We start from the raw sequence: 21886 nt of genomic DNA, 5'->3' as shown, positions 1-21886 counted from the left end.
AGTATATTACTTATTAATATCAAATAATTAACATGAGAACATAATGAAACAACTAGTTTTTACAATAATAGGATTACTCTACTCTTGTATAATGGTGGCACAGATTGGAATAGGTACAGAAAACCCATCGAGTGGTATTGAAATAGAAGGTAGTATACGATTTCGAAATTTACAAGAGGGGGATTTACAACAGTTTAATAGAGAGGTTTTGATGGATAATCAAGGAAGGTTAGGATATTTAGAAATTGAAAGTGAGCGATCTTATTTTGTTAAGATGATTTCTGATGAAATGGAGGATAAAGTAGTTTTAAATCAAACAGATCAAAGTAAGGATTTATTTTTAGAGATAGAACTAGAATTACTACCGCGTACAATTTCAATTTTTGAAATTCACTATAATGTACCTGTCTCTTTCGAAACAGAGGACTATTCAGCTTTTAGCGATACACCTTTAGTTAGTGAAATTGGTGTTAGATTAATGAAAAAAGAAGATCAAGATAGTGATTATAGCAATGTAGCGGAAGGTAATCGATCATTATCAATACCTAGTGAATATGAAAAAACGGCACCAAATTTAGAGGTTAGACGTTCATTTGTTGAAGGAATGAATATTCAAGAAGTACTTAATAATGATGTTTATAGCAAAAAAATAACCTATAAATTAATGAGTTACACTAAGGATAATCATGGAATAGTTCAATATGGTTCACAGATGTCTGATAACAGAGGAAATGTAGGTATGCTACTAATTAAAGTTTATCACAAACCTTATTATGGAGAAACAATTAGCGAGTAAGAAAATGAAACAAATTATAAGTGCAATTTTACTGTTTCAAAGTGTCATTTGTATGGCTCAAGTTGGAATTGGTATAGAGAGTCCTAAGGCTGCCATACATATTGGTAAAGATGTAAAATTAAAAGATGTTATTCATGTGGAGGAATCTATGATGGATTACCCCAAACATTTAATTTCTGATGCAAAAGGAAATTTAGCTGTATTTACCGGATTACCAACTAATTTAATGTTTAAAAATGTTTTGACAGCTAAGATGAATAAAAATATTTACATTCCAAATGACAGCACACCAGATAGGAATGTTACTTATGAAGAGGAGTCACTAAACTTGAATAGCAAAATTGTGGTACCTCCCAATGAAACTTATGTATTAGAAATAGCTTATAGTATCCCTGCATTGTATGGAGCAACAGGAAATCCTAAAGGAGATTTTGGTGTTTTCTTGAAAAAGAAACAAGGAGATGGAGAATTTGAGAAAATAAATACTTCTGTGCGTGTTTTTTCTCCAAGTCTATCCAATGCTAATGCTGTAACGGCCATAGGTAGAGCAATTTCTTGCACTTATGTAGATATAGTAAAAAATGATACAGATGTTCCGTTGGAGATTGTATATGATGTATACGGTTTTACAGATCATATTAATCTGCGTAATTATACTATTACATTTGGTTCATATGATGATAGGACCAGTTATCAGAATTATAACTGGGGAAGAGGTGTTTTTGTTATAACAATTAATGAGTTAGTAGAATAGAAATGAAGCAGAGAGTTAACATATTGTTTTTTATTTTGTTCAGCATTAAAATGATTGGACAGGTTGGGATTGGAGTTGAAAATCCAGTGGTAAATTTTGATATAAATCCTAAGGGGATTCAAGTTGAAAATCCTGAGGATAGATATATTCGTTTAGAGGGATTAGGACGTAAACCTGAGTATTTGCGTAAAATAGTATTAAATCAAGATGGAGATCTTGCTACAATGGACTATAGTTCAGATAATTTTAATTTGAAAACTATTAAATATGTTAAGAGTAAAAGGACCGTTCATACAGGTAAAAGTGCTAATGTAATGGATCCTTCTAAAGATCAAATTACTTTAGAAATGGATTTAGAAGTTACTTTATCTCCCAATACAGATAATATCCTTTTTTTAGAGTATGACGTGCCTATTTATATATATAATAATAAAGAAAATAATCTTATAGTTGTTGGTTATGTTGGAGTTACTTTAACTAAAGTTGAGGAAGATACTACATTAGTAGAATTAGATCAAGGATCAAGAAAACTAACCAACTATGAAAGTAAAATAAACTCGGAAGGAGATGTTTTTTTGGGAGTATCGATAACAGGTAAAGCAATAGACCAAATAAGTAATACTGAAACAGTGAATAAGGTAGTAAAATATAAATTGTATGGTTATGTTGAAAAAGGACGTTATGATAATATTGATAAAGAGGTTTATTTTGGTAATGCAAATGGTGAAATAGAATCATTAGGAATAGGCGTCTTTAATGGGATTATATATGAAAAGATAATTTCGACATATTGAGTAAGAACTGACAAATTACAATTATCAAATAAATTGAACAATCTTAATTATTACAAAAGGAATGATTAAAGTTGAGAATGTTTTTTAGTGATATAGTGATTGATATTCGTTTAGAACTTATTGTTGCCTTACCCATAAAAAAAGGTGGTTTAGTTATTTTACTAAACCACCTTTTTTTATGGGTAAGCTTTCTGTTAATCAATTTTAGAGGACTTCTAATATTATAATCTGAAGTTTTCAAATTATAAAAAGATTGCGAGTATTTCAGCTACTGAAATGATTAATAAATTAAAGTATCCTTTTTGGATAAAAAAAGTTAAAACTATTAATTTGTCTTTTATAATGTAAATTAAGTCTCTATTTTTGATTTTTATTTGATAAAATAGCAAAAAAATAAAGGTTTTTTAGAGCTATAAAACACTTTTTTTATTGTCAGAATGAAATGTAGTAATATATTAAGGTGTTCTTCAATTTCATTAGTAAAAAGCAATATATGTAAATTAAATATTCTCTAATGTTAATACTAGATCAACAGTTTGACTATTGGAGATGAAAATGAATTCATTGTTTTTTATCATGATATTTATGATAAAAAGTTGTAAAAATATCGATAATTTATAAGAAAATATTTGTGTTTGTTTTTTTATTTGTTTAAATTAGGATGGAATTATTTAGGTTTTTTGTAAAAATACATCTAAGAAAAATAGTAAGTAATCAAAAAAATAAAATCGTGTATGAATCAGAACTGTTTAAAAATAATTTTGCTGCTATTTTGCAATGTTTATTATGTATCTCATGCTCAAGTAGAAGCAGATAAAATTGAATTAGTAAATACAGGTGTATTTTCTGTTTCTCCAGGAACTATTGTTGCTACAGAGTTTGACTTTATTAATACGTCTAAAGGAAAATTTACCAACGATGGGGATATTTATTTTTATAAAGACTTTACCAACGACGGAATTTATGGTATGTCATCTATACATAAGACATCTTCTGCTTATTTTGTTTTAAATGATGAAACAAATGCTAAGCTGATTAAAGGTAAAGGTCTGTCATCTTTTTATAACATTGTATTTGATAGTAAATTAGATGGTATTGCTTTCGATTTGAAGAATAATATAGATATCCAAGGACTAGCTTCTTTCAAAAATGGAATTATTAAAGTAGATGCCTCAAAAAAGTCAGAAGAGCCTTTGTCGATGGGTATGGTGAGTTTTTTGCCTAACTCGAAACATGTGTAAATCGTCAGCAAAAAGTGGACAATTAAGATACTATAAATAAGATAGTGTTTTCAAAAAATGATAACTTTATAATTATGGGAAGAGTCAGTAAGAAAACACCAGAAAGTATGGTAAAAGATATCCGTAAAAATACGCGTAGACTATTTACCTCAGAACAGAAAGTATTGATTGTAATAGAAGGATTACGAGCAGAGCTATCTGTATCAGAACTATGTAGAAAATACTCCATTAGTCAAACTCAGTTCTATAAATGGAATAAAGAGTTTTTAGAGGCAGGTAAAAAACGATTATCAGGAGATATTACAAGAGAGGCTACCAGTGATGAAGTAGCAGAGTTACGCAAAGAAAATGCAAAACTAAAAGAGGTAGTTGCAGATTTGGTATTGCGTTACGATATTGTAAAAAAAACCTTAGACATGCTGGAATAAATGAATTATATCGCAAGTATATGAGACTAACAGCAGCAGAGAAATATGAGCTAATCCAAAGTGTAACCACAAGTGAATTGGGAGTTAAAAAGACTCTTGAAGAGTTTGGTATTCCTAAAAGCAGCTTTTATAAATGGTATAAACGTTACTTAGAAAAAGGATATGATGGATTAGAAAAAAGTAAGCGAATAAGTAATAGGCAATGGAATAGTATTCCTGAGAGTCAACAGAACTTAGTTGTTGAGATAGCTTTAGAATATCCTGAATTATCTTCACGAGAATTAGCTTATAAAATTACAGATGAACAAGGTATCTATATCTCAGAGTCCAGTGTTTATAGAATATTAAAGAAGAGAGATTTAATACCCGCTCCAAATCATATTCTAATAGAAGCATCTAATGAATTTAAAGATAAAACACAGTTTGTACATCAAATGTGGCAAACAGACTTCACGTACTTTAAAATTATTGGATGGGGTTGGTATTATTTAAGTACGATTTTAGACGATTACAGCCGTTATATTATTCATTGGGAACTATGTGACTCTATGGAAGCTAATGATGTAAAAAGAACCGTAGAAACAGCTATAAACAAGGCAAAACTCAAATCAAAAGCAAAACCTAAGTTGTTATCTGATAACGGACCTTGCTACATCGCAAAAGATTTAAAGATCTTTTTAGAGAAGGATATGAAAATGAAGCAAGTACATGGGAGACCTCTACATCCTCAAACACAAGGAAAAATTGAGAGATATCATAGAACAATGAAAAATGTTGTAAAACTTAATAATTACTATCATCCTGAAGAGCTAATAGATGCTATTGAGGTTTTTGTAGAAAACTACAATAATAACAGATATCACGAGGCAATTGGAAACTTAACTCCTAAGGACGTATATTATGGAAAATCAGATAAAATATTAGAAAAAAGAGCTGTTTTAAAACAAGAAACTTTAACTAAAAGAAGACAGTTGTATAATCAACAAAAATTAATAAATTTATAACTAAAACACTATCTTATGCTTACGTCCTAAAAGTCTACATTAGTTTGAAGACATACAATAATCATTACAAAATATCTTGGATCGAAATGAATATAAGACTTAAAAATAATTTTTCTAATATTAAAAAATAGAATAAAAATTTTGTAAAGGCATTAAAGCAATAGGATGAGAAGGAGTGGGGACCTGTAGAGTAATTAGAGTATAGTTAACGATGATTACAATACATCTCATCCTGCTTTAAGGCCTAACTATTGAAATTTACATTCTAAATAGCAAAAAAGATATGTTTCTAAAAGCACAAAATAGGATATAAATGTCATAAAATAAAACACTTTAAGTATAATAAAAATAGCTAGTTAAATGAAAAAAAGATGGATTTTACTCAGTGCTTTTTGCGCAAGCGCAATAAGTCACGCTCAAGTTGGAATAGGGACTGCAACCCCTAATCCATCATCTCAACTTGAGATATCTTCTGATAAGCGAGGGATTTTAATTCCACAGGTTAGATTGAAGAATCTTACAGATAATAAAACAATAAGCAACGGAAATGTAGAAAGTTTATTGGTATATAATACAGCAGCTAGTGAACAATTACAGCCAGGATATTATTTTTGGAAACAAAATACTTGGACTCGTTTATTGACTGAAATTGATGACAAAGTAGTAGATTTTCCGATTATTAGTAAGTTTGTAGTGGAAGAAGAACTATTGAAATTATATGATACACATAATAATTTTGTAGTTATAGATTTAGAAAAATTAAATGTAATAACTACTTTAGTTAAGGATGCCTCGGGCAATGGGAAGTATACGTATAAAAACGAGGCAGGGGCAGAAGTTGTAATTGATGTTCAGGCGGATGTTATCAGCAATTTTGAGACTATAATCAACAATACAGATGTCCAGGATATCATCAACAATATCATCAAAACAGTAGGCGGAAATGTTTACTACGATGGCAGCTCTTTTACTTATATCACTGAAGATGGTGATACAGTTAGTTTGGATATTTCTTCTGTTGTAAAAGCCAATGAAACGCTAACTACTTTAGTAAAAGATGCTTCAGGTAATGGACAATACACTTATACCAATGAGGCAGGAACACCTGTAGTTATCGATGTAAAGGCAGATGTTATCAGCAATTTTGAGACTATCATCAACACTACAGAGGTTCAGGATATCATCAACAACATCATCAAAACAGTAGGGGGAAATGTTTACTATGATGGTAGTTCTTTTACTTATATCAATGAAGATGGTGATACAGTTAGTTTGGATATTTCTTCTGTTGTAAAAGCCAATGAAACGCTAACTACTTTAGTAAAAGATGCTTCAGGTAATGGACAATACACTTATACCAATGAGGCAGGAACACCTGTAGTTATCGATGTAAAGGCAGATGTTATCAGCAATTTTGAGACTATCATCAACACTACAGAGGTTCAGGATATCATCAACAACATCATCAAAACAGTAGGGGGAAATGTTTACTATGATGGTAGTTCTTTTACTTATATCAATGAAGATGGTGATACAGTTAGTTTGGATATTTCTTCTGTTGTAAAAGCCAATGAAACGCTAACGACTTTAGTAAAAGATGCTTCAGGTAATGGACAATACACTTATACCAATGAGGCAGGAACACCTGTAGTTATCGATGTAAAGGCAGATGTTATCAGCAATTTTGAGACTATCATCAACACTACAGAGGTTCAGGATATCATCAACAACATCATCAAAACAGTAGGGGGAAATGTTTACTATGATGGCAGCTCTTTTACTTATATCAATGAAGATGGTGATACAGTTAGTTTGGATATTTCTTCTGTTGTAAAAGCCAATGAAACGCTAACTACTTTAGTAAAAGATGCTTCAGGTAATGGACAATACACTTATACCAATGAGGCAGGAACACCTGTAGTTATCGATGTAAAGGCAGATGTTATCAGCAATTTTGAGACTATCATCAACACTACAGAGGTTCAGGATATCATCAACAACATCATCAAAACAGTAGGGGGAAATGTTTACTATGATGGCAGCTCTTTTACTTATATCAATGAAGATGGTGATACAGTTAGTTTGGATATTTCTTCTGTTGTAAAAGCCAATGAAACGCTAACTACTTTAGTAAAAGATGCTTCAGGTAATGGACAATACACTTATACCAATGAGGCAGGAACACCTGTAGTTATCGATGTAAAGGCAGATGTTATCAGCAATTTTGAGACTATCATCAACACTACAGAGGTTCAGGATATCATCAACAACATCATCAAAACAGTAGGGGGAAATGTTTACTATGATGGTAGTTCTTTTACTTATATCAATGAAGATGGTGATACAGTTAGTTTGGATATTTCTTCTGTTGTAAAAGCCAATGAAACGCTAACTACTTTAGTAAAAGATGCTTCAGGTAATGGACAATACACTTATACCAATGAGGCAGGAACACCTGTAGTTATCGATGTAAAGGCAGATGTTATCAGCAATTTTGAGACTATCATCAACACTACAGAGGTTCAGGATATCATCAACAACATCATCAAAACAGTAGGGGGAAATGTTTACTATGATGGTAGTTCTTTTACTTATATCAATGAAGATGGTGATACAGTTAGTTTGGATATTTCTTCTGTTGTAAAAGCCAATGAAACGCTAACTACTTTAGTAAAAGATGCTTCAGGTAATGGACAATACACTTATACCAATGAGGCAGGAACACCTGTAGTTATCGATGTAAAGGCAGATGTTATCAGCAATTTTGAGACTATTATCAACACTACAGAGGTTCAGGATATCATCAACAACATCATCAAAACAGTAGGGGGAAATGTTTACTATGATGGTAGTTCTTTTACTTATATCAATGAAGATGGTGATACAGTTAGTTTGGATATTTCTTCTGTTGTAAAAGCCAATGAAACGCTAACGACTTTAGTAAAAGATGCTTCAGGTAATGGACAATACACTTATACCAATGAGGCAGGAACACCTGTAGTTATCGATGTAAAGGCAGATGTTATCAGCAATTTTGAGACTATCATCAACACTACAGAGGTTCAGGATATCATCAACAACATCATCAAAACAGTAGGGGGAAATGTTTACTATGATGGCAGCTCTTTTACTTATATCAATGAAGATGGTGATACAGTTAGTTTGGATATTTCTTCTGTTGTAAAAGCCAATGAAACGCTAACTACTTTAGTAAAAGATGCTTCAGGTAATGGACAATACACTTATACCAATGAGGCAGGAACACCTGTAGTTATCGATGTAAAGGCAGATGTTATCAGCAATTTTGAGACTATCATCAACACTACAGAGGTTCAGGATATCATCAACAACATCATCAAAACAGTAGGGGGAAATGTTTACTATGATGGTAGTTCTTTTACTTATATCAATGAAGATGGTGATACAGTTAGTTTGGATATTTCTTCTGTTGTAAAAGCCAATGAAACGCTAACTACTTTAGTAAAAGATGCTTCAGGTAATGGACAATACACTTATACCAATGAGGCAGGAACACCTGTAGTTATCGATGTAAAGGCAGATGTTATCAGCAATTTTGAGACTATCATCAACACTACAGAGGTTCAGGATATCATCAACAACATCATCAAAACAGTAGGGGGAAATGTTTACTATGATGGTAGTTCTTTTACTTATATCAATGAAGATGGTGATACAGTTAGTTTGGATATTTCTTCTGTTGTAAAAGCCAATGAAACGCTAACTACTTTAGTAAAAGATGCTTCAGGTAATGGACAATACACTTATACCAATGAGGCAGGAACACCTGTAGTTATCGATGTAAAGGCAGATGTTATCAGCAATTTTGAGACTATCATCAACACTACAGAGGTTCAGGATATCATCAACAACATCATCAAAACAGTAGGGGGAAATGTTTACTATGATGGTAGTTCTTTTACTTATATCAATGAAGATGGTGATACAGTTAGTTTGGATATTTCTTCTGTTGTAAAAGCCAATGAAACGCTAACTACTTTAGTAAAAGATGCTTCAGGTAATGGACAATACACTTATACCAATGAGGCAGGAACACCTGTAGTTATCGATGTAAAGGCAGATGTTATCAGCAATTTTGAGACTATTATCAACACTACAGAGGTTCAGGATATCATCAACAACATCATCAAAACAGTAGGGGGAAATGTTTACTATGATGGTAGTTCTTTTACTTATATCAATGAAGATGGTGATACAGTTAGTTTGGATATTTCTTCTGTTGTAAAAGCCAATGAAACGCTAACGACTTTAGTAAAAGATGCTTCAGGTAATGGACAATACACTTATACCAATGAGGCAGGAACACCTGTAGTTATCGATGTAAAGGCAGATGTTATCAGCAATTTTGAGACTATCATCAACACTACAGAGGTTCAGGATATCATCAACAACATCATCAAAACAGTAGGGGGAAATGTTTACTATGATGGCAGCTCTTTTACTTATATCAATGAAGATGGTGATACAGTTAGTTTGGATATTTCTTCTGTTGTAAAAGCCAATGAAACGCTAACGACTTTAGTTAATGTTAACGATGTGTTTACTTATACAAGTGAAAATAGCACAGCAACAGAAATTAATATTCCGAGTCTAGTAAAAGGTCATGAAACTTTGACAACATTAGAAAATGTAAAAACACAGGAGACAGAAGAAAGTGGTGAAGTTATTGATATTTATACCTTAACATATAAAGATGAAAATGGGAATTTAAACCCTATCGATATAAAAGTATTGGTGAAGGGAAGTGAAACACTTACAACTTTAGTTTATGATCCTATAGCTCATGTTCTAACTTATACTAATGAAAAGGGAGAAGAAACTATCTTAAAATTAACTGATTTAGTTGGAGATGGGGAATCATTAACTAAGTTAGAATTTGATGCAAGTACAAATTCTCTATTGTATACTGATGAAAAACAAATCATTCATACAATTGATTTAGAGACAATAAATAAACATCCTTGGTATGATTCTGCAACACAAAAAGTAGCAACATCTAATACATCTGATATTTATACAAGAGGTTGGGTAGGAATTGGTTTTACAGAACCTTCTAATGCACCAAATGAAAAGTTGAGAGTTAATGGAAGTATAACTGCAGTTAATAGTTATTATGCTGATTATGTTTTTGAAAATTATTTTGATGGTTACTCTGCACTTAAATATGATTATAAGTTTAAGGAATTAGATGATATTGCTGATTTTATTAGAGAAAATCGTCATTTACCTGGTATTACACCAATCCATGAATTGAAGAAAACAGAAGAAGGGTATGCAATTAATGTTTCGGAACTTTCTGTCCAACTTCTAGAGAAAACGGAAGAGTTGTATTTACATATGATTGAACAAAATAATGAGTTAGAGCAGAAAGAAGCTAGGATAAAAGAATTAGAAACTTTAAATCGTGAAGTATTAAAAAAGATTAATCTTTTAGAGGAAAAAGAAACTAAAATAAATGAATTGGAAATGATAAATAAAATGTTTTATCAAAAATTAGAGCAATTAGAGCAAGAATTGTTAGAGTTAAAAAGTAAAAACTAAACTTTTAAATTATGAGTTATAATACCACTACATATAAGTATATGAAATATAAGTTTTCATTATTATTGATACTTCTTTTTACGGCTTTTTCTAGTTTGGCTCAAACCCATATGACTAAAATTAAAGATGGAACAATATCGGGTACAAGTGCCACTCCGAATCCTGGAGTTATATTAGAATTAGAAAGTGTTAATAAAGGTTTTTTAGCCCCTCGTTTAACAACGCAACAAAGGGATGCTATAGCTATAGAGAATCGAACAGATGGTTTATTGATTTACAATAGTACAACAGGGTGTTTCAATTATTGGAGTACGATTCAAGATACTTGGTTGAGTTTATGTGGAACACCACCGCCTGCTGTATTTGAAATCACTAATCTACAATGTAGTTCAGTACAGTCAAATGGGAACTTTAAACAAGGTGAATTTTTAAATTCTTCAAACTTTTTAACTATTCCAGTTACTGTAACTCAAGCAGGTACCTATGAATTAACTGCTACAACAGATAATGGATATTATTTTACAACTAAAGGAACATTTCCTACCGCAGGTGCATATACGCTTTTTGTCCCAGGAATAGGTACACCGAATAACGGGTATGATTCAGGTGCTCAAGGTGATAGATTGACTATTTTACTGAATAATAGAGAAAGTAATTGTGAAAAATATATTTTTGTAGAAAGAGCTAATGTTAATTATAGTATCGTATGTCCAGACACTTCTATTGAAGGAGCCTATATGATTGGACAAACTTTGACAAATACACATAAAATAGTTTTAAAAGTTAATGTTATTTCTGTTGGATATTGGAGTATAACAACCAATACAAGTAATGGGTATTCTTTTAGAGGAACTGGTAATTTTAGTCAAGCAGGTGAGCAGACCGTAGAGTTGTTAGGAACGGGAACACCTATTAGTTCAGGGACTAATTCGTTTACTTTTACAACCAACTCAGATCAGATGTCAGCTGCTTGTACAGCTGAAATTATTGTACAACCAATTAAATATACAGTAGATTGCTCTCAAGCGACTATAGCAGGTGTTTATAAGCAGGATGAGGCTATGACTGCCTCAAATACTGTAACTATTAAAGTTGATGTTCAAGCCACTGGTGAGACTAATATTAGCACTAATCCTGTTGCTGGAATTCATTTTACTTCTGGACCTTTATCTTTTGATAGTATTGGAGAAAGAAATGTTGTATTAACAGCAGTTGGTACGCCGACTACTCCAGGGGATCATACTTTTACTTTAAATGCAGCTAGTGGAATGATATCACCTTGTTCTTTTGATGTTACAGTAACAGCTCAACCAGTAGCTTATAATTTAATATGTTCATCTATTCAATTAGAGGGCTCATATGCGCCCAATATTGCAATGACTACTGAAAATAAAATGATATTAAATGTTAATGTTCAATATCCAGGTGCTTATTCTATTTCTACCAATACGGTAAATGGAGTAACATTTTCAGCAAGTGGTACTTTTACAATAACAGGTACACAAGAAGTTACCTTGACTGCTACGGGAACTCCAGTTACAGGAGGAATTCATCGCTACACTATAACAACAAATAGTTCTATAGGAGCTAATACATGTAATAGAAATATCGAATATTTATATCGAAAAATGAATATATTAGGTCTTGGTGGAGGCGCCTATCAACTTGGATCAGCTTCTGGATCTGAAGCATCAAGAGCAATTCCACAAGCTGGGAGTAATTTTGGTCCTAATGGAACTGTAAAGATGGAAGGTATAACGATTTTTAATGGAAACTATATACAAGGAAATACTTTAAAGAACAGTATTAATAGTAATAAAATTGACGTAGTTGTTATTGGATATAATTATCAACCTGATGCAAATTCTATAGTGATTTTAGCAGATTTTGTTAAGAATAAAAAAGGAGTATTGATTCATTCACAAGAAAATGGTGCAACTTCTACAGAAAACATGATTAACGCTATTGCGTATTCAGCAAATACAACCGTATCAGGAACTGGTCAGACTTATATAAATCCAGTACTAAATTTAGATGATCCAATTTTAAATGGACCATTTGGGGATTTAAGAGGTAAAAATACAGGAAGTGATGTAAATAATTCTTACTATGTTACGGGCTACTCAAGTGAATTAAAGAGTTTCGTTCATCAACAAGGTAATACAGATCGTTCATGGTTTTTAAAGCATAATTCTTTAGGATATGTATATATTGGTGATTCAGGATGGACAGCAGGAAGTGCTAGTAATAACTCGACTACAATTTGGCCAGCTGCTATAACATCAGGTGGGGCACCAATCTCTAAAACTTACAACGGAGGTACAATTGTATTTAATAGTATTATGTATGCCAATACATTGACTTGGGCAATAATATATGTTCAAGAGAATACAGATGTAAATTATCAAATTCCTTAAAATAAATAATGAATAAGAACAAGGCTACTTAGAATCGAACTAAGTAGCCTTTTTTATTATAATTAAAAATCTTATAATTCTATAGAATAAATCAAAAAAAAATTATATTTATTATGTGTGTTTATTTCTGTTAATAGATAATCTTTATTGTTTGTTTGTTTAAATTTATTGTTTTATACTTTGTTTTTAACGAAATAAAATAATAGTATTGTATGATGTTATGACCTATAAATATAGAGTATAAATGTTTGTATATGGAATCTAAGCTTTTAAAATTTAATTTAATCTTATTTTTAGTTTTTTTTGTTAGTTGTGATAATAAGGTAATACCTGAAAAAGCAACCGTAGTTGAAAATTTTGAAATTAAATCCTACTTAGGTACTTGGTATGAAATCGCAAGATTTGATCTTTATTTTGAAAAAGATTTAGATAATACATCTGCACATTACTCTTTAAATGAAGATGGAACAATTCAAGTAGTAAATATTGGTTTTAATCAAAAGACAAAAAAATGGAAAAAAATTGATGGTAAAGCCAGATTTAGAAATAATGAAGATCAAGGAGCGTTGGAAGTAAGTTTTTTTGGACCTTTTTATTCAGGATACAATATAGTTGCACTTGATAAGGATTATAAATATGCTTTAGTTGTAGGGAAGGATTTAAATTATTTATGGATGTTGTCTCGAGAAAAATTTATCCCTGATAATATAAAATTAGATTTTGTAAACAAGGCGCAACAAATTGGATATAATACCTCTCGTTTAATTTGGGTTAAACACGATAAACTGCATAATCCTTACTTTTAGATGATATATGCATTTTTTTAACGATTAATATTACTATATATGAAATAAAAAGGGAGCTAATATAAGCTCCCTTTTAGTTATTAACTAATTGTAAATTAGAAAACCAATCTAAGTATATTTAGATACTAATACAGTTGCGTTAAATATTAGATCTAATTACTTTCATTAAAATTTACATATTAGAAATATAACAGTTGTTTATGAATTGCAAATGTAATTAAAAAAATGAATATAATATGTTTTTTATTTTCATTTTTTATACCATATTTTCCTAAAAGATTAATATAAAAATATTTATTATCAGAATTGTAAAGATTTAAACTAAAAATGGTTATTCAGTCTTTTTTAATAATTTATCTATTGTATCTGTATAGGATTTTTTATCATTACTATGATCTTTTAAAAATAAATACAAAGTTTCTACATGAGAACCCATATCATTGACAGATTTTATATTATTTTCTATACTATATAATTGCACATAATTTGAAATAGTGCTCATAACAACATTTAGTTGTTTTTCATCCTTAAATTTAACTTTCATATTGAATTTTTATACAAAAAAAATTATAATCTTTGTAAATGGTTTAAAATTAATTATTTTTAACATTTTTGATATTAAAAGTGTTAAATAATGGGAGATGTTTATTATTAATCAGCTTACTTATCTCTAAAAATAAGCCGTTAATCTGAGCCCTGTCGAAAGATAGTGTAAGTCAGCCTTATTGGACTCAAATTTATTATTTGAAGAATTAAGCTGAGGATTTCCTGGTGTATATCTAATGGTAGGCTTAGTAGTAGAATAATCTGCGTATAAAGATAATCCTAATTGATCGGTTATATTGTAGGTAAAAGCTGTACCTGTTGACCAACGAAAAGAACTATGAGGTTTATAAGAGCTAATAGTCATGTCATCTAGAATGTTAACTGGTAGAAATATATCTGTGTCATTTTGTTTGGCTTCAATTTTACCAGAGGCCCCAAAAGAATACCCTATTGTAGCTTTTAACATCATATTAAATTTAGAAGAAAAATGAAACGCATAATAGGGACCAATACCAGCATTCATGAAACCAAGTGCAGAATTTACGGTAGAAAGATTATACTGTTCAAAAGTATCAGAAGCTTCCAGTTTGTTTGTATTATTTTGTGCTAAAGGATATCCTGATATGGTAAACTCTCCTCCAATCCCTATTGATTTTGTGAAAAAATAAGCGCCTTCAAAGCCTGCTTCCCAACCAATTTTAGCCTCAGGTCCATCGTTATGAAATTTAAGTATGTTATTACTATTAAAACTAGCTCCTAATCTAACTGCTAAGAAAGAAGGGGTTTCATTGCCTTCAATTTTAGATAAGAAACTCAGATTATCTCCTTTATTACCATATATTTTATCAATGAAAAAGTAAGCCAAATTAGTGGAAAGAATTCCAAAACCAGCACCTGCTAGAATATCAGGTGACCAGTGTCTATTATTCATGCTACGACCTACCCCTGTCATGATGGCCATTCCGTAACCTGTGATAGAATAAGAAGGATTAACCAATCCATATTCTTTATCTAAAAATGCAGCATTGGCAAAGTATCCACCCGACCAAGCCCATATTTCATAAGCTAACGTAAGGTAGTAAGTTTGCTTGAAATAATAAAGAGATGAGCAAACAAGAAATAATGTACTCTCATGTAGAGGATTGGAAAACAAGTGGATTAACGCAATCAAGATACTGTGAAAGTGTCGGAATTAAATTAGCAACCTTTAGTTATTGGGTGGTTAAGTATAAGGCAAAGTCAGAGTCAACGCAATTAGACAATAATTTTATAACTGTAACAAAAGGTCAAGTCATCAATACTCAGGAATATGAGATAGTATATCCCAATGGTGTAAAGTTACGTCTACAAACGGATAATCTTAGTGAACTATATTCATTAGTAAACTTAGTGTAATGTTTAGTTTGAGTAGTTCTAATCAATTTCATTTGTATAGACAAGCTTGTGATATGCGCAAGAGTTTTGATAGCCTTTGTGGACTTGTCCAGAATGAACTTAATCAAGTAGCTCATAGTGGAAGTGTCTATATATTTATCAATAGACGCTGTAATCAAATGAAGCTCTTGCATTGGGAAGCAGGAGGCTTTGTACTATACCACAAGCGCTTAGAACAAGGAACTTTTGCTTTTCCCACGCATAGTAAAGCTCAAATAAGTTGGACTGATTTAGTACTGATGATAGAGGGAATCCAGGTTATCAAAAGTAACCAAAAAAGGCGTTTTTTATTGAAGTAAAACAGGTTAAAACCTTGTATATTCTGGGCTTTTGACGTATTTTTACTTCATGGAAATAGACTTAGAAAACTTATCGAAAGAACAACTTTTGGCGCTTATAAAAAAGCAGTCTAAGACTATTTCCAAACAAGACAAAATAAATACTAAGTTAGAGCAAAAGACATCTAAGTTAGAGCAAAAGACATCTCAGCTAGAACAAGAAAAGCAAGAACTCCAACGCTTAGTAGATCTTTTACGACGCATGCAATTTGGACAAAAACGCGAGCGTTTCGAAGACCCTAATCAAACACAGTTACCTTTAGAGGTTCAGCAAGCAGTCCTGGAAGAACAAGAAGAAGTAATCAAACAAGAGATCACTTATTCTCGTCAGAAGAAAAAACATCCAGGAAGAGCTAAACTACCCGATCATTTACCTGTAGAAGAAATAGAAATCTACCCAGAGGGAGATTTATCTGATAAGATTTGCATTGGTAAAGAAACTACAGATGTCTTAGATTATGTTCCAGGTTACTTTAAAATAAAACGTTACATCCGATATAAATACGCCACGAAAGACAAAGACAATACGCAAATCAGTATTGCACTGCTTCCAGAGCGAATTATAGATAAAGGAATACCTTCTGAAGGATTATTATCTACAATACTTGTTGACAAATACGTAGATCACCTTCCGCTATATAGACAGAAGCAACGCTTTTCAAGAGAAAATATCGATATAGCTTCTTCTACTATAGATGGCTGGGCAGCTCAATGTATGGATGCTTTAAAACCACTATATGAAAAGCTTCTGCTGGACATCAAAAATGAAGGATATCTTCAAGTTGATGAAACCACCATCAAAGTCTTAGATGAGAAAAAGAAAGATAAATCTCATCTTGGGTATTATTGGGTGTATCACGCACCTATATCCAAACTCGTAATGTTCAATTACAGTCCCACACGTAGTGGTAGCGCTGCACTACCTGTATTAGAAAACTTCAAAGGATATCTGCAAACCGATGGTTATAGCGGATACAAAGCCTATGGAGCTAAGTCTGGTGTAGTTCATCTGGGCTGTTGGGCACACGCTCGTCGTGAGTTTGAAAGAGCTCTTGACAATGATAAGACAAAAGCACAGCATGTACTTGTAGAAATACAAAAACTATATGCTGTAGAAAGAAAAGCAAAAGAACAAAACTTAACCCCAGAGCAAATTAAAGAACTTCGATTAGAACAAAGCTTACCAATCATCAATGAACTGGGTAAATATATGTTTGTTCAAATGAAACTCGTACTTCCTAAAAGTCAAATAGGTAAAGCTTTTGCTTACTCACAAACTAGATGGGATAATCTTAGTGCGTACTTATATGATGGAAACTTACAGATAGACAATAATCTCATTGAAAATGTAATTAGACCAGTAGCTATTGGACGTAAAAACTATCTCTTTGCAGGATCACACGATGCAGCTCAAAGGGCGGCTATGGCGTATACGTTTTTTGCTAACTGCAAAAAGCACGATATTAATCCATACCAATGGCTTAAATATGTTCTAGAAAATATTCAATCTATCAACCACAAGAACATTACAGATTTATATCCTCATAACTATAAAACATTAAACTCAAACGTTGTAGAAGAATAATTATATCTCACAAGATGTACTTGCTCGGGTGCATACTTGGCAAAAGCAGTTGCTGCATGACCAGATGGCCATGAATTAGTAGTACTACCATCGGGTCTCATTACTTTGGTTGAGTATTTTAAACTGTTTACAAAAATTCCAGTAATTAGCATGCTTCCAGCATAATTGTACACGCTTCGCCTTATATTATTTCTACCTTTAACCCCAGATGCTTTTAAACCAAAAGCTAAAGCTCCAGGAGCATATTGTAGATAATCATCAAAAGTATTGGCAAATTCGGGAATATATTTATTTCTAGTCTCAAGAATATGCTCTCTGCCATTCCAGGTTATAGCTGTCGAGCCAAAAAAAATAGTTGGAACGAAAGTTATTTTAACAGATTCACTATTCCAAAATGATTTTGGAAAGATAGAATCAGATACTTTATAGTTAGTATAATTCTTCTTATAGGCAGAACCAAGATCCTCTTGAAAAGCATGGGCTATTGAAGTTGTGAATAGAAGTGATAAAAAATACAAGGCTTTTATTTTTTTCATATCGAATTCATTTTTGTTTGTATAGGATTATAATTATGTTTTTATATGAATATACACTTATAGTTATGTTTAAAGCTTACTCATTTTTTGTCAAGTATTTTTTTGTTAAGGTGTATCCATTGCTATTATTTATTACAAGGAAATGGATATTATAAAAGTATGTGTTTTATAATATCCTTTTAGGATAATAAATGTTAAAAAAGAGGTTTTTTTTATTGTAGTAATGTTTTTAGTGTTTATTTTTGGTTCAAATTAATTAAAACATTAATAATAATAAAAGATGAAAAGAAGTTTATTAAAATTTTTAGCAGTAGGTTTTTTGGTATCGTTGTCAATTGCAAGTTTTTCTTGTTCTAGTGATGATTCTAAAAACGAAATTATTACAAAGAAAGAATCAGGGGCTAAAATATTATCAAATCACGTATGGATTACCTCAAAAATAGTGGATAATAAAGGTAACGATATTAGCTTAGATATTATGCCAGGTGCTATGTATGCAGGATATGCTTATTATAACACCAATGGAACTTTTAGAATTGTGGATTTTAACGATGGTCATAAAATGTTTGGTTTATGGAGTTTAACGGATAATGATTCTAAACGCAATTTAAAGGCGTATAACTCAAAAAATGAAATAGCTTTTGAACGTTCCGTAGATATAATAGAATTGAATAATAAAAAGTTTACCTACTCGATTGCAGATGTAAATAGTCCAGATATTATTTATAGTGTTGAACATATTCCTGTTACTAATCACCCTGAACCAAATACTCCAGCTGAAATTTTATCAAGTGTAGAATGGAAAACTACTAAGGTTTTGGATATTACAAACGGGATAGATAAAGCTATAGAGTTAGATAGAACTGTGCCTCCAGCCTCAAATTTTTCTGGCGATGCATATTATATAAATAATAGTGGCAGAGCATATTTTCCGAAAAACAAGGATAATAAGTATGTTAATGGTAGTTTTCTAATAACAGCTTATGGGGATAAATCAGCTGTTCGCTCTCAAGGTGATTGGTATGTTTCATTAGATGGTAAGACTAGAACTTTAATTGGGAGAGCAGCAGATGGATCTATTACATTTGAAAGAACAGTAGATATTTTTGAATTAACAAATGATAAATTCACCTATGATATACAAGTTGAACAAACTTTGTTAAGGGTGGAGCATGAGCCTATCAATTAATTAGTTATTTGTATTTTTTCCAATTAAGCAAAAAGACGTCCTCAACTATTATTAACTTGTTGGGGATGTCTGCTTTTTTTGGCGTATTCGTTTTAAATTGATTCTGCTAAAATAGATAATAATAGCGTTGTTCCTTTATTCGATTCAGATTCAATTTTTAACTTAGCTGATATATTGTCTGCTCTTTCTTTTATATTTTTAAGTCCAATACCATGATTGGAATTATACTTCATGCCTAAACCATTATCTTTAATACTAAAAATAATGTAGTTATTTTCAAAAGCAACATGGAGTTTACATTTACTAGCATTAGCGTGTTTATTCACATTTTGAAAACACTCTTGAATAATTAGATAAATATTAATTTTTTGATGGTTAGTTAAATATTCAAGATTAATATTGCACTCAAAACTATAGTCAGTTTTATTTTCATTATTTTGTTTGTTGACTAATTCATTTAGAAGCTTTTCAAATGATTTGTTTTGCAAAACATCGTGGTATGCGAATGAATGAGATATATTTCGTATAACATGTTCTAGATGTATAAGTTCTTTAATTAAACTATTTTTTAATTCTTCATTAGGAATTTGTAATAGTTGTGTATTAAAGCGAAGAGTAAAAATGCTATTAACCACTCCATCATGTAAATCTCTAGCAATACGATTACGTTCTTTTAAAATAGTCTGATTCTCAATGTTTTCTTTTTCTAGTATTAAATTTAAGATTTGTTCATTTTTTTGTTGTTTATCATTAGCATAAATTAATTCCCTATTTTTAATTCGCAGTCTCACTACAATGAAAATAAAAATAAAACTAATTATAACACTTGTTATGATGAAATACAATAAAATAACGCGTTGTTTTAGTATTGAGTTTTCTTGTTCTAATATAAAAGTGTCAAATTCAATTTTTGTAAAACTTTTTACTATTTTATTCTGTTGCTCTTCCATAAAGTAAGATGTATTAACTAGTTCAGCAATTAATTCCTGTGTTTCATAGGTAGGATGAGCTTCTAACAATTGTTGTATTACTTCTTTTTTTTGTTTGTAAAACTTATTTTTATCTGCTAATTCATAAGCCTTTAGTAACCAGTTCAAGGATTGATAAGTTTGGTTTTGTTCTCTGTATAATTCTGCTATATAAGTGGATAATGATATGGCGTAAAAAGGATGGTTTAATTCTATGTATGTGTTATAAGAGTCTATTAAATCATTTACAATATTTTTCTGCAATCCTTGTTGATATAATATTTTGTGGTAAGACCAGTTTAAATGCGCTTGTATTTGATTTGCTTTTATATTTTTAGCGTTGTCTAATCCTTCTAAACAAAAATCCTTAGCCTTTGATAATTGACCTAAATCAATATAGTTTAAAGCTATGTTTAAACACAAATTAGCAAATGCAAGATTGAATTTTTCTTTTGGTAAAATAGTATATATTCCTTTATCCTTTTTTAATTGATAATAGATTTGTTCTAATACAATTAACCCCTGTATTATATCTTTATCTGTTTCTTTTTTGTAAAATGTTTTTAGCTGATTCGCTTCTATATTTATTGGGTTTTTTGGATCTTTTTTTAAAATATTTAATGCGAAATCAAGCTTCGATTCTGATTCCTGATACAAATCTACTTCATAGAGTAAACGAGCTTGATAATAAATATTTTCAGCTAAGGCTATACTATCTTTACTTTCTTTATATAAATGTTCTGCCTTAAGATAATAGGTATAAACACTATCTAATTGTTGTTCATCATGATAATAAACGGCCATATTTTCATAAAGGTGTGCCAATCTAGAAATATCATATTGTTCTTTAGCTTGTTGTTCGGCAGTTTTTACTAGTTTAAAAAAGAGTTCTGTATTACTACTCCAACGTAACTTTGAAATTAAGCTATCTATTTGTTTATTCTTTTTCTTACTTTGGTCTGATTGTAGAATTTCGTAACCTGCTTTACTGTATTTATTGGCAATACTATCTTTTTGAATTTGAGTACGTTTGTATGCATATAGATTATCTAGGTCTGTTTGATGTATAGTTTGTTTACGATTGCATCCAAATAGAAAAAAGAAAATAAATACAATAGGTAATATATATATGAATGATGGTTTCGCTTTATGTATAAACATTAATGTGAAGCTAGAAAGTTTCGAAAATGTACAGTATATAAACGAAAGACTAAAAAAGAAGAATAAATGCTCCATCATTATGTAAATAAATTGGCTAAAATAAAGAAACAAATATAAAGGTTTTCATTTGTATCCTCCTTAGATAAAATTAAAGGATTATGATGATAAAAAAACAGACGCTATCCATTCTATAAAATACAGAACAACTTTCCAACGCAAACATACTTAATCAATACAATAAACAATTTAGTATTTTAAATGTTGAATTAATTGCAAATTCCAATAGTGAATCAATTAAAAAATCAGAAG

General features: G+C 30.9%; 15 protein-coding genes and 1 pseudogene. 12 read left to right on the top strand and 4 right to left on the bottom strand.

Annotation, left to right across the window (positions count from 1 at the left end; genetic code table 11):
- The first annotated feature begins 43 nt into the window (after window positions 1-43).
- The 8 genes and pseudogenes from NWE55_RS00860 to NWE55_RS00825 all read left to right on the top strand — a co-directional run bounded on the left by NWE55_RS00860 (window position 44) and on the right by NWE55_RS00825 (window position 13820).
- Complete coding sequence (locus tag NWE55_RS00860; RefSeq protein WP_155093376.1) at window positions 44-796, top strand: hypothetical protein; 753 nt, start codon at window positions 44-46, stop codon at window positions 794-796.
- Window positions 774-1550, top strand: coding sequence for a hypothetical protein (locus NWE55_RS00855; protein ID WP_155093377.1), 777 nt, complete (start codon window positions 774-776; stop codon window positions 1548-1550). Before NWE55_RS00860 ends, NWE55_RS00855 begins: the two co-directional genes overlap by 23 nt.
- 2 nt (window positions 1551-1552) lie before the next feature.
- The gene (locus NWE55_RS00850) at window positions 1553-2344 is read left to right on the top strand and encodes a hypothetical protein (protein ID WP_258204458.1); all 792 of its coding nucleotides are present in this window, start codon (window positions 1553-1555) and stop codon (window positions 2342-2344) included.
- Between the two features lie 734 nt (window positions 2345-3078).
- Window positions 3079-3585, top strand: a complete 507-nt coding sequence (locus NWE55_RS00845) for a hypothetical protein (protein WP_155093379.1) — start codon at window positions 3079-3081, stop codon at window positions 3583-3585.
- 74 nt (window positions 3586-3659) lie between these two features.
- Window positions 3660-5017, top strand: a pseudogene (locus tag NWE55_RS00840) (IS3 family transposase).
- A gap of 360 nt (window positions 5018-5377) precedes the next feature.
- Window positions 5378-10597, top strand: coding sequence for a beta strand repeat-containing protein (locus tag NWE55_RS00835; protein ID WP_258204457.1), 5220 nt, complete (start codon window positions 5378-5380; stop codon window positions 10595-10597).
- An 11-nt stretch (window positions 10598-10608) separates the two neighbouring features.
- Window positions 10609-13014, top strand: a complete 2406-nt coding sequence (locus NWE55_RS00830; RefSeq protein WP_258204456.1) for a phage tail-like protein — start codon at window positions 10609-10611, stop codon at window positions 13012-13014.
- A gap of 254 nt (window positions 13015-13268) precedes the next feature.
- Window positions 13269-13820: a lipocalin family protein gene (locus NWE55_RS00825; protein WP_155093418.1), complete on the top strand. Its 552-nt coding sequence runs from the start codon at window positions 13269-13271 to the stop codon at window positions 13818-13820.
- A gap of 331 nt (window positions 13821-14151) precedes the next feature.
- On the opposite strand, the gene NWE55_RS00820 is transcribed toward NWE55_RS00825, so the two are convergent.
- Both NWE55_RS00820 and NWE55_RS00815 read right to left on the bottom strand, forming a co-directional pair.
- Window positions 14152-14364, bottom strand: a complete 213-nt coding sequence (locus NWE55_RS00820; protein WP_155093388.1) for a hypothetical protein — start codon at window positions 14362-14364, stop codon at window positions 14152-14154.
- Between the two features lie 126 nt (window positions 14365-14490).
- On the bottom strand, window positions 14491-15363 hold the full coding sequence (locus NWE55_RS00815) for a phosphatase PAP2 family protein (protein ID WP_258204455.1): 873 nt from the start codon (window positions 15361-15363) through the stop codon (window positions 14491-14493).
- 107 nt (window positions 15364-15470) lie between these two features.
- On the opposite strand from NWE55_RS00815, the gene tnpA reads away from it, so the two are divergent.
- The 3 genes from tnpA to tnpC are packed head-to-tail and all read left to right on the top strand — an operon-like array spanning window position 15471 to window position 17723.
- The gene (gene tnpA, locus NWE55_RS00810; protein ID WP_058699130.1) at window positions 15471-15761 is read left to right on the top strand and encodes an IS66 family insertion sequence element accessory protein TnpA; all 291 of its coding nucleotides are present in this window, start codon (window positions 15471-15473) and stop codon (window positions 15759-15761) included.
- The gene (tnpB, locus tag NWE55_RS00805; protein ID WP_081048718.1) at window positions 15761-16099 is read left to right on the top strand and encodes an IS66 family insertion sequence element accessory protein TnpB; all 339 of its coding nucleotides are present in this window, start codon (window positions 15761-15763) and stop codon (window positions 16097-16099) included. Before tnpA ends, tnpB begins: the two co-directional genes overlap by 1 nt.
- A gap of 49 nt (window positions 16100-16148) precedes the next feature.
- Window positions 16149-17723 (top strand): IS66 family transposase, encoded by a 1575-nt coding sequence (tnpC, locus tag NWE55_RS00800; RefSeq protein ID WP_058699129.1) that lies wholly within the window; start codon window positions 16149-16151, stop codon window positions 17721-17723.
- On the opposite strand, the gene NWE55_RS00795 is transcribed toward tnpC, so the two are convergent.
- Window positions 17687-18259, bottom strand: a complete 573-nt coding sequence (locus NWE55_RS00795) for a phosphatase PAP2 family protein (protein ID WP_258204454.1) — start codon at window positions 18257-18259, stop codon at window positions 17687-17689. The two genes, tnpC and NWE55_RS00795, sit on opposite strands and share 37 nt — an antisense overlap.
- Before the next feature lie 280 nt (window positions 18260-18539).
- On the opposite strand from NWE55_RS00795, the gene NWE55_RS00790 reads away from it, so the two are divergent.
- Window positions 18540-19448 (top strand): DUF4822 domain-containing protein, encoded by a 909-nt coding sequence (locus NWE55_RS00790; protein WP_155093386.1) that lies wholly within the window; start codon window positions 18540-18542, stop codon window positions 19446-19448.
- Between the two features lie 92 nt (window positions 19449-19540).
- On the opposite strand, the gene NWE55_RS00785 is transcribed toward NWE55_RS00790, so the two are convergent.
- A complete protein-coding gene (locus NWE55_RS00785) occupies window positions 19541-21577 on the bottom strand; it encodes a sensor histidine kinase (protein ID WP_196216242.1) in 2037 nt (678 codons plus the stop codon).
- Window positions 21578-21886: the final 309 nt, after the last annotated feature.

This window comes from Myroides albus, assembly GCF_024722315.1.
Classification (GTDB): domain Bacteria; phylum Bacteroidota; class Bacteroidia; order Flavobacteriales; family Flavobacteriaceae; genus Flavobacterium; species Flavobacterium album_A.
This window is presented reverse-complemented; position numbering and strand designations above follow the sequence as displayed.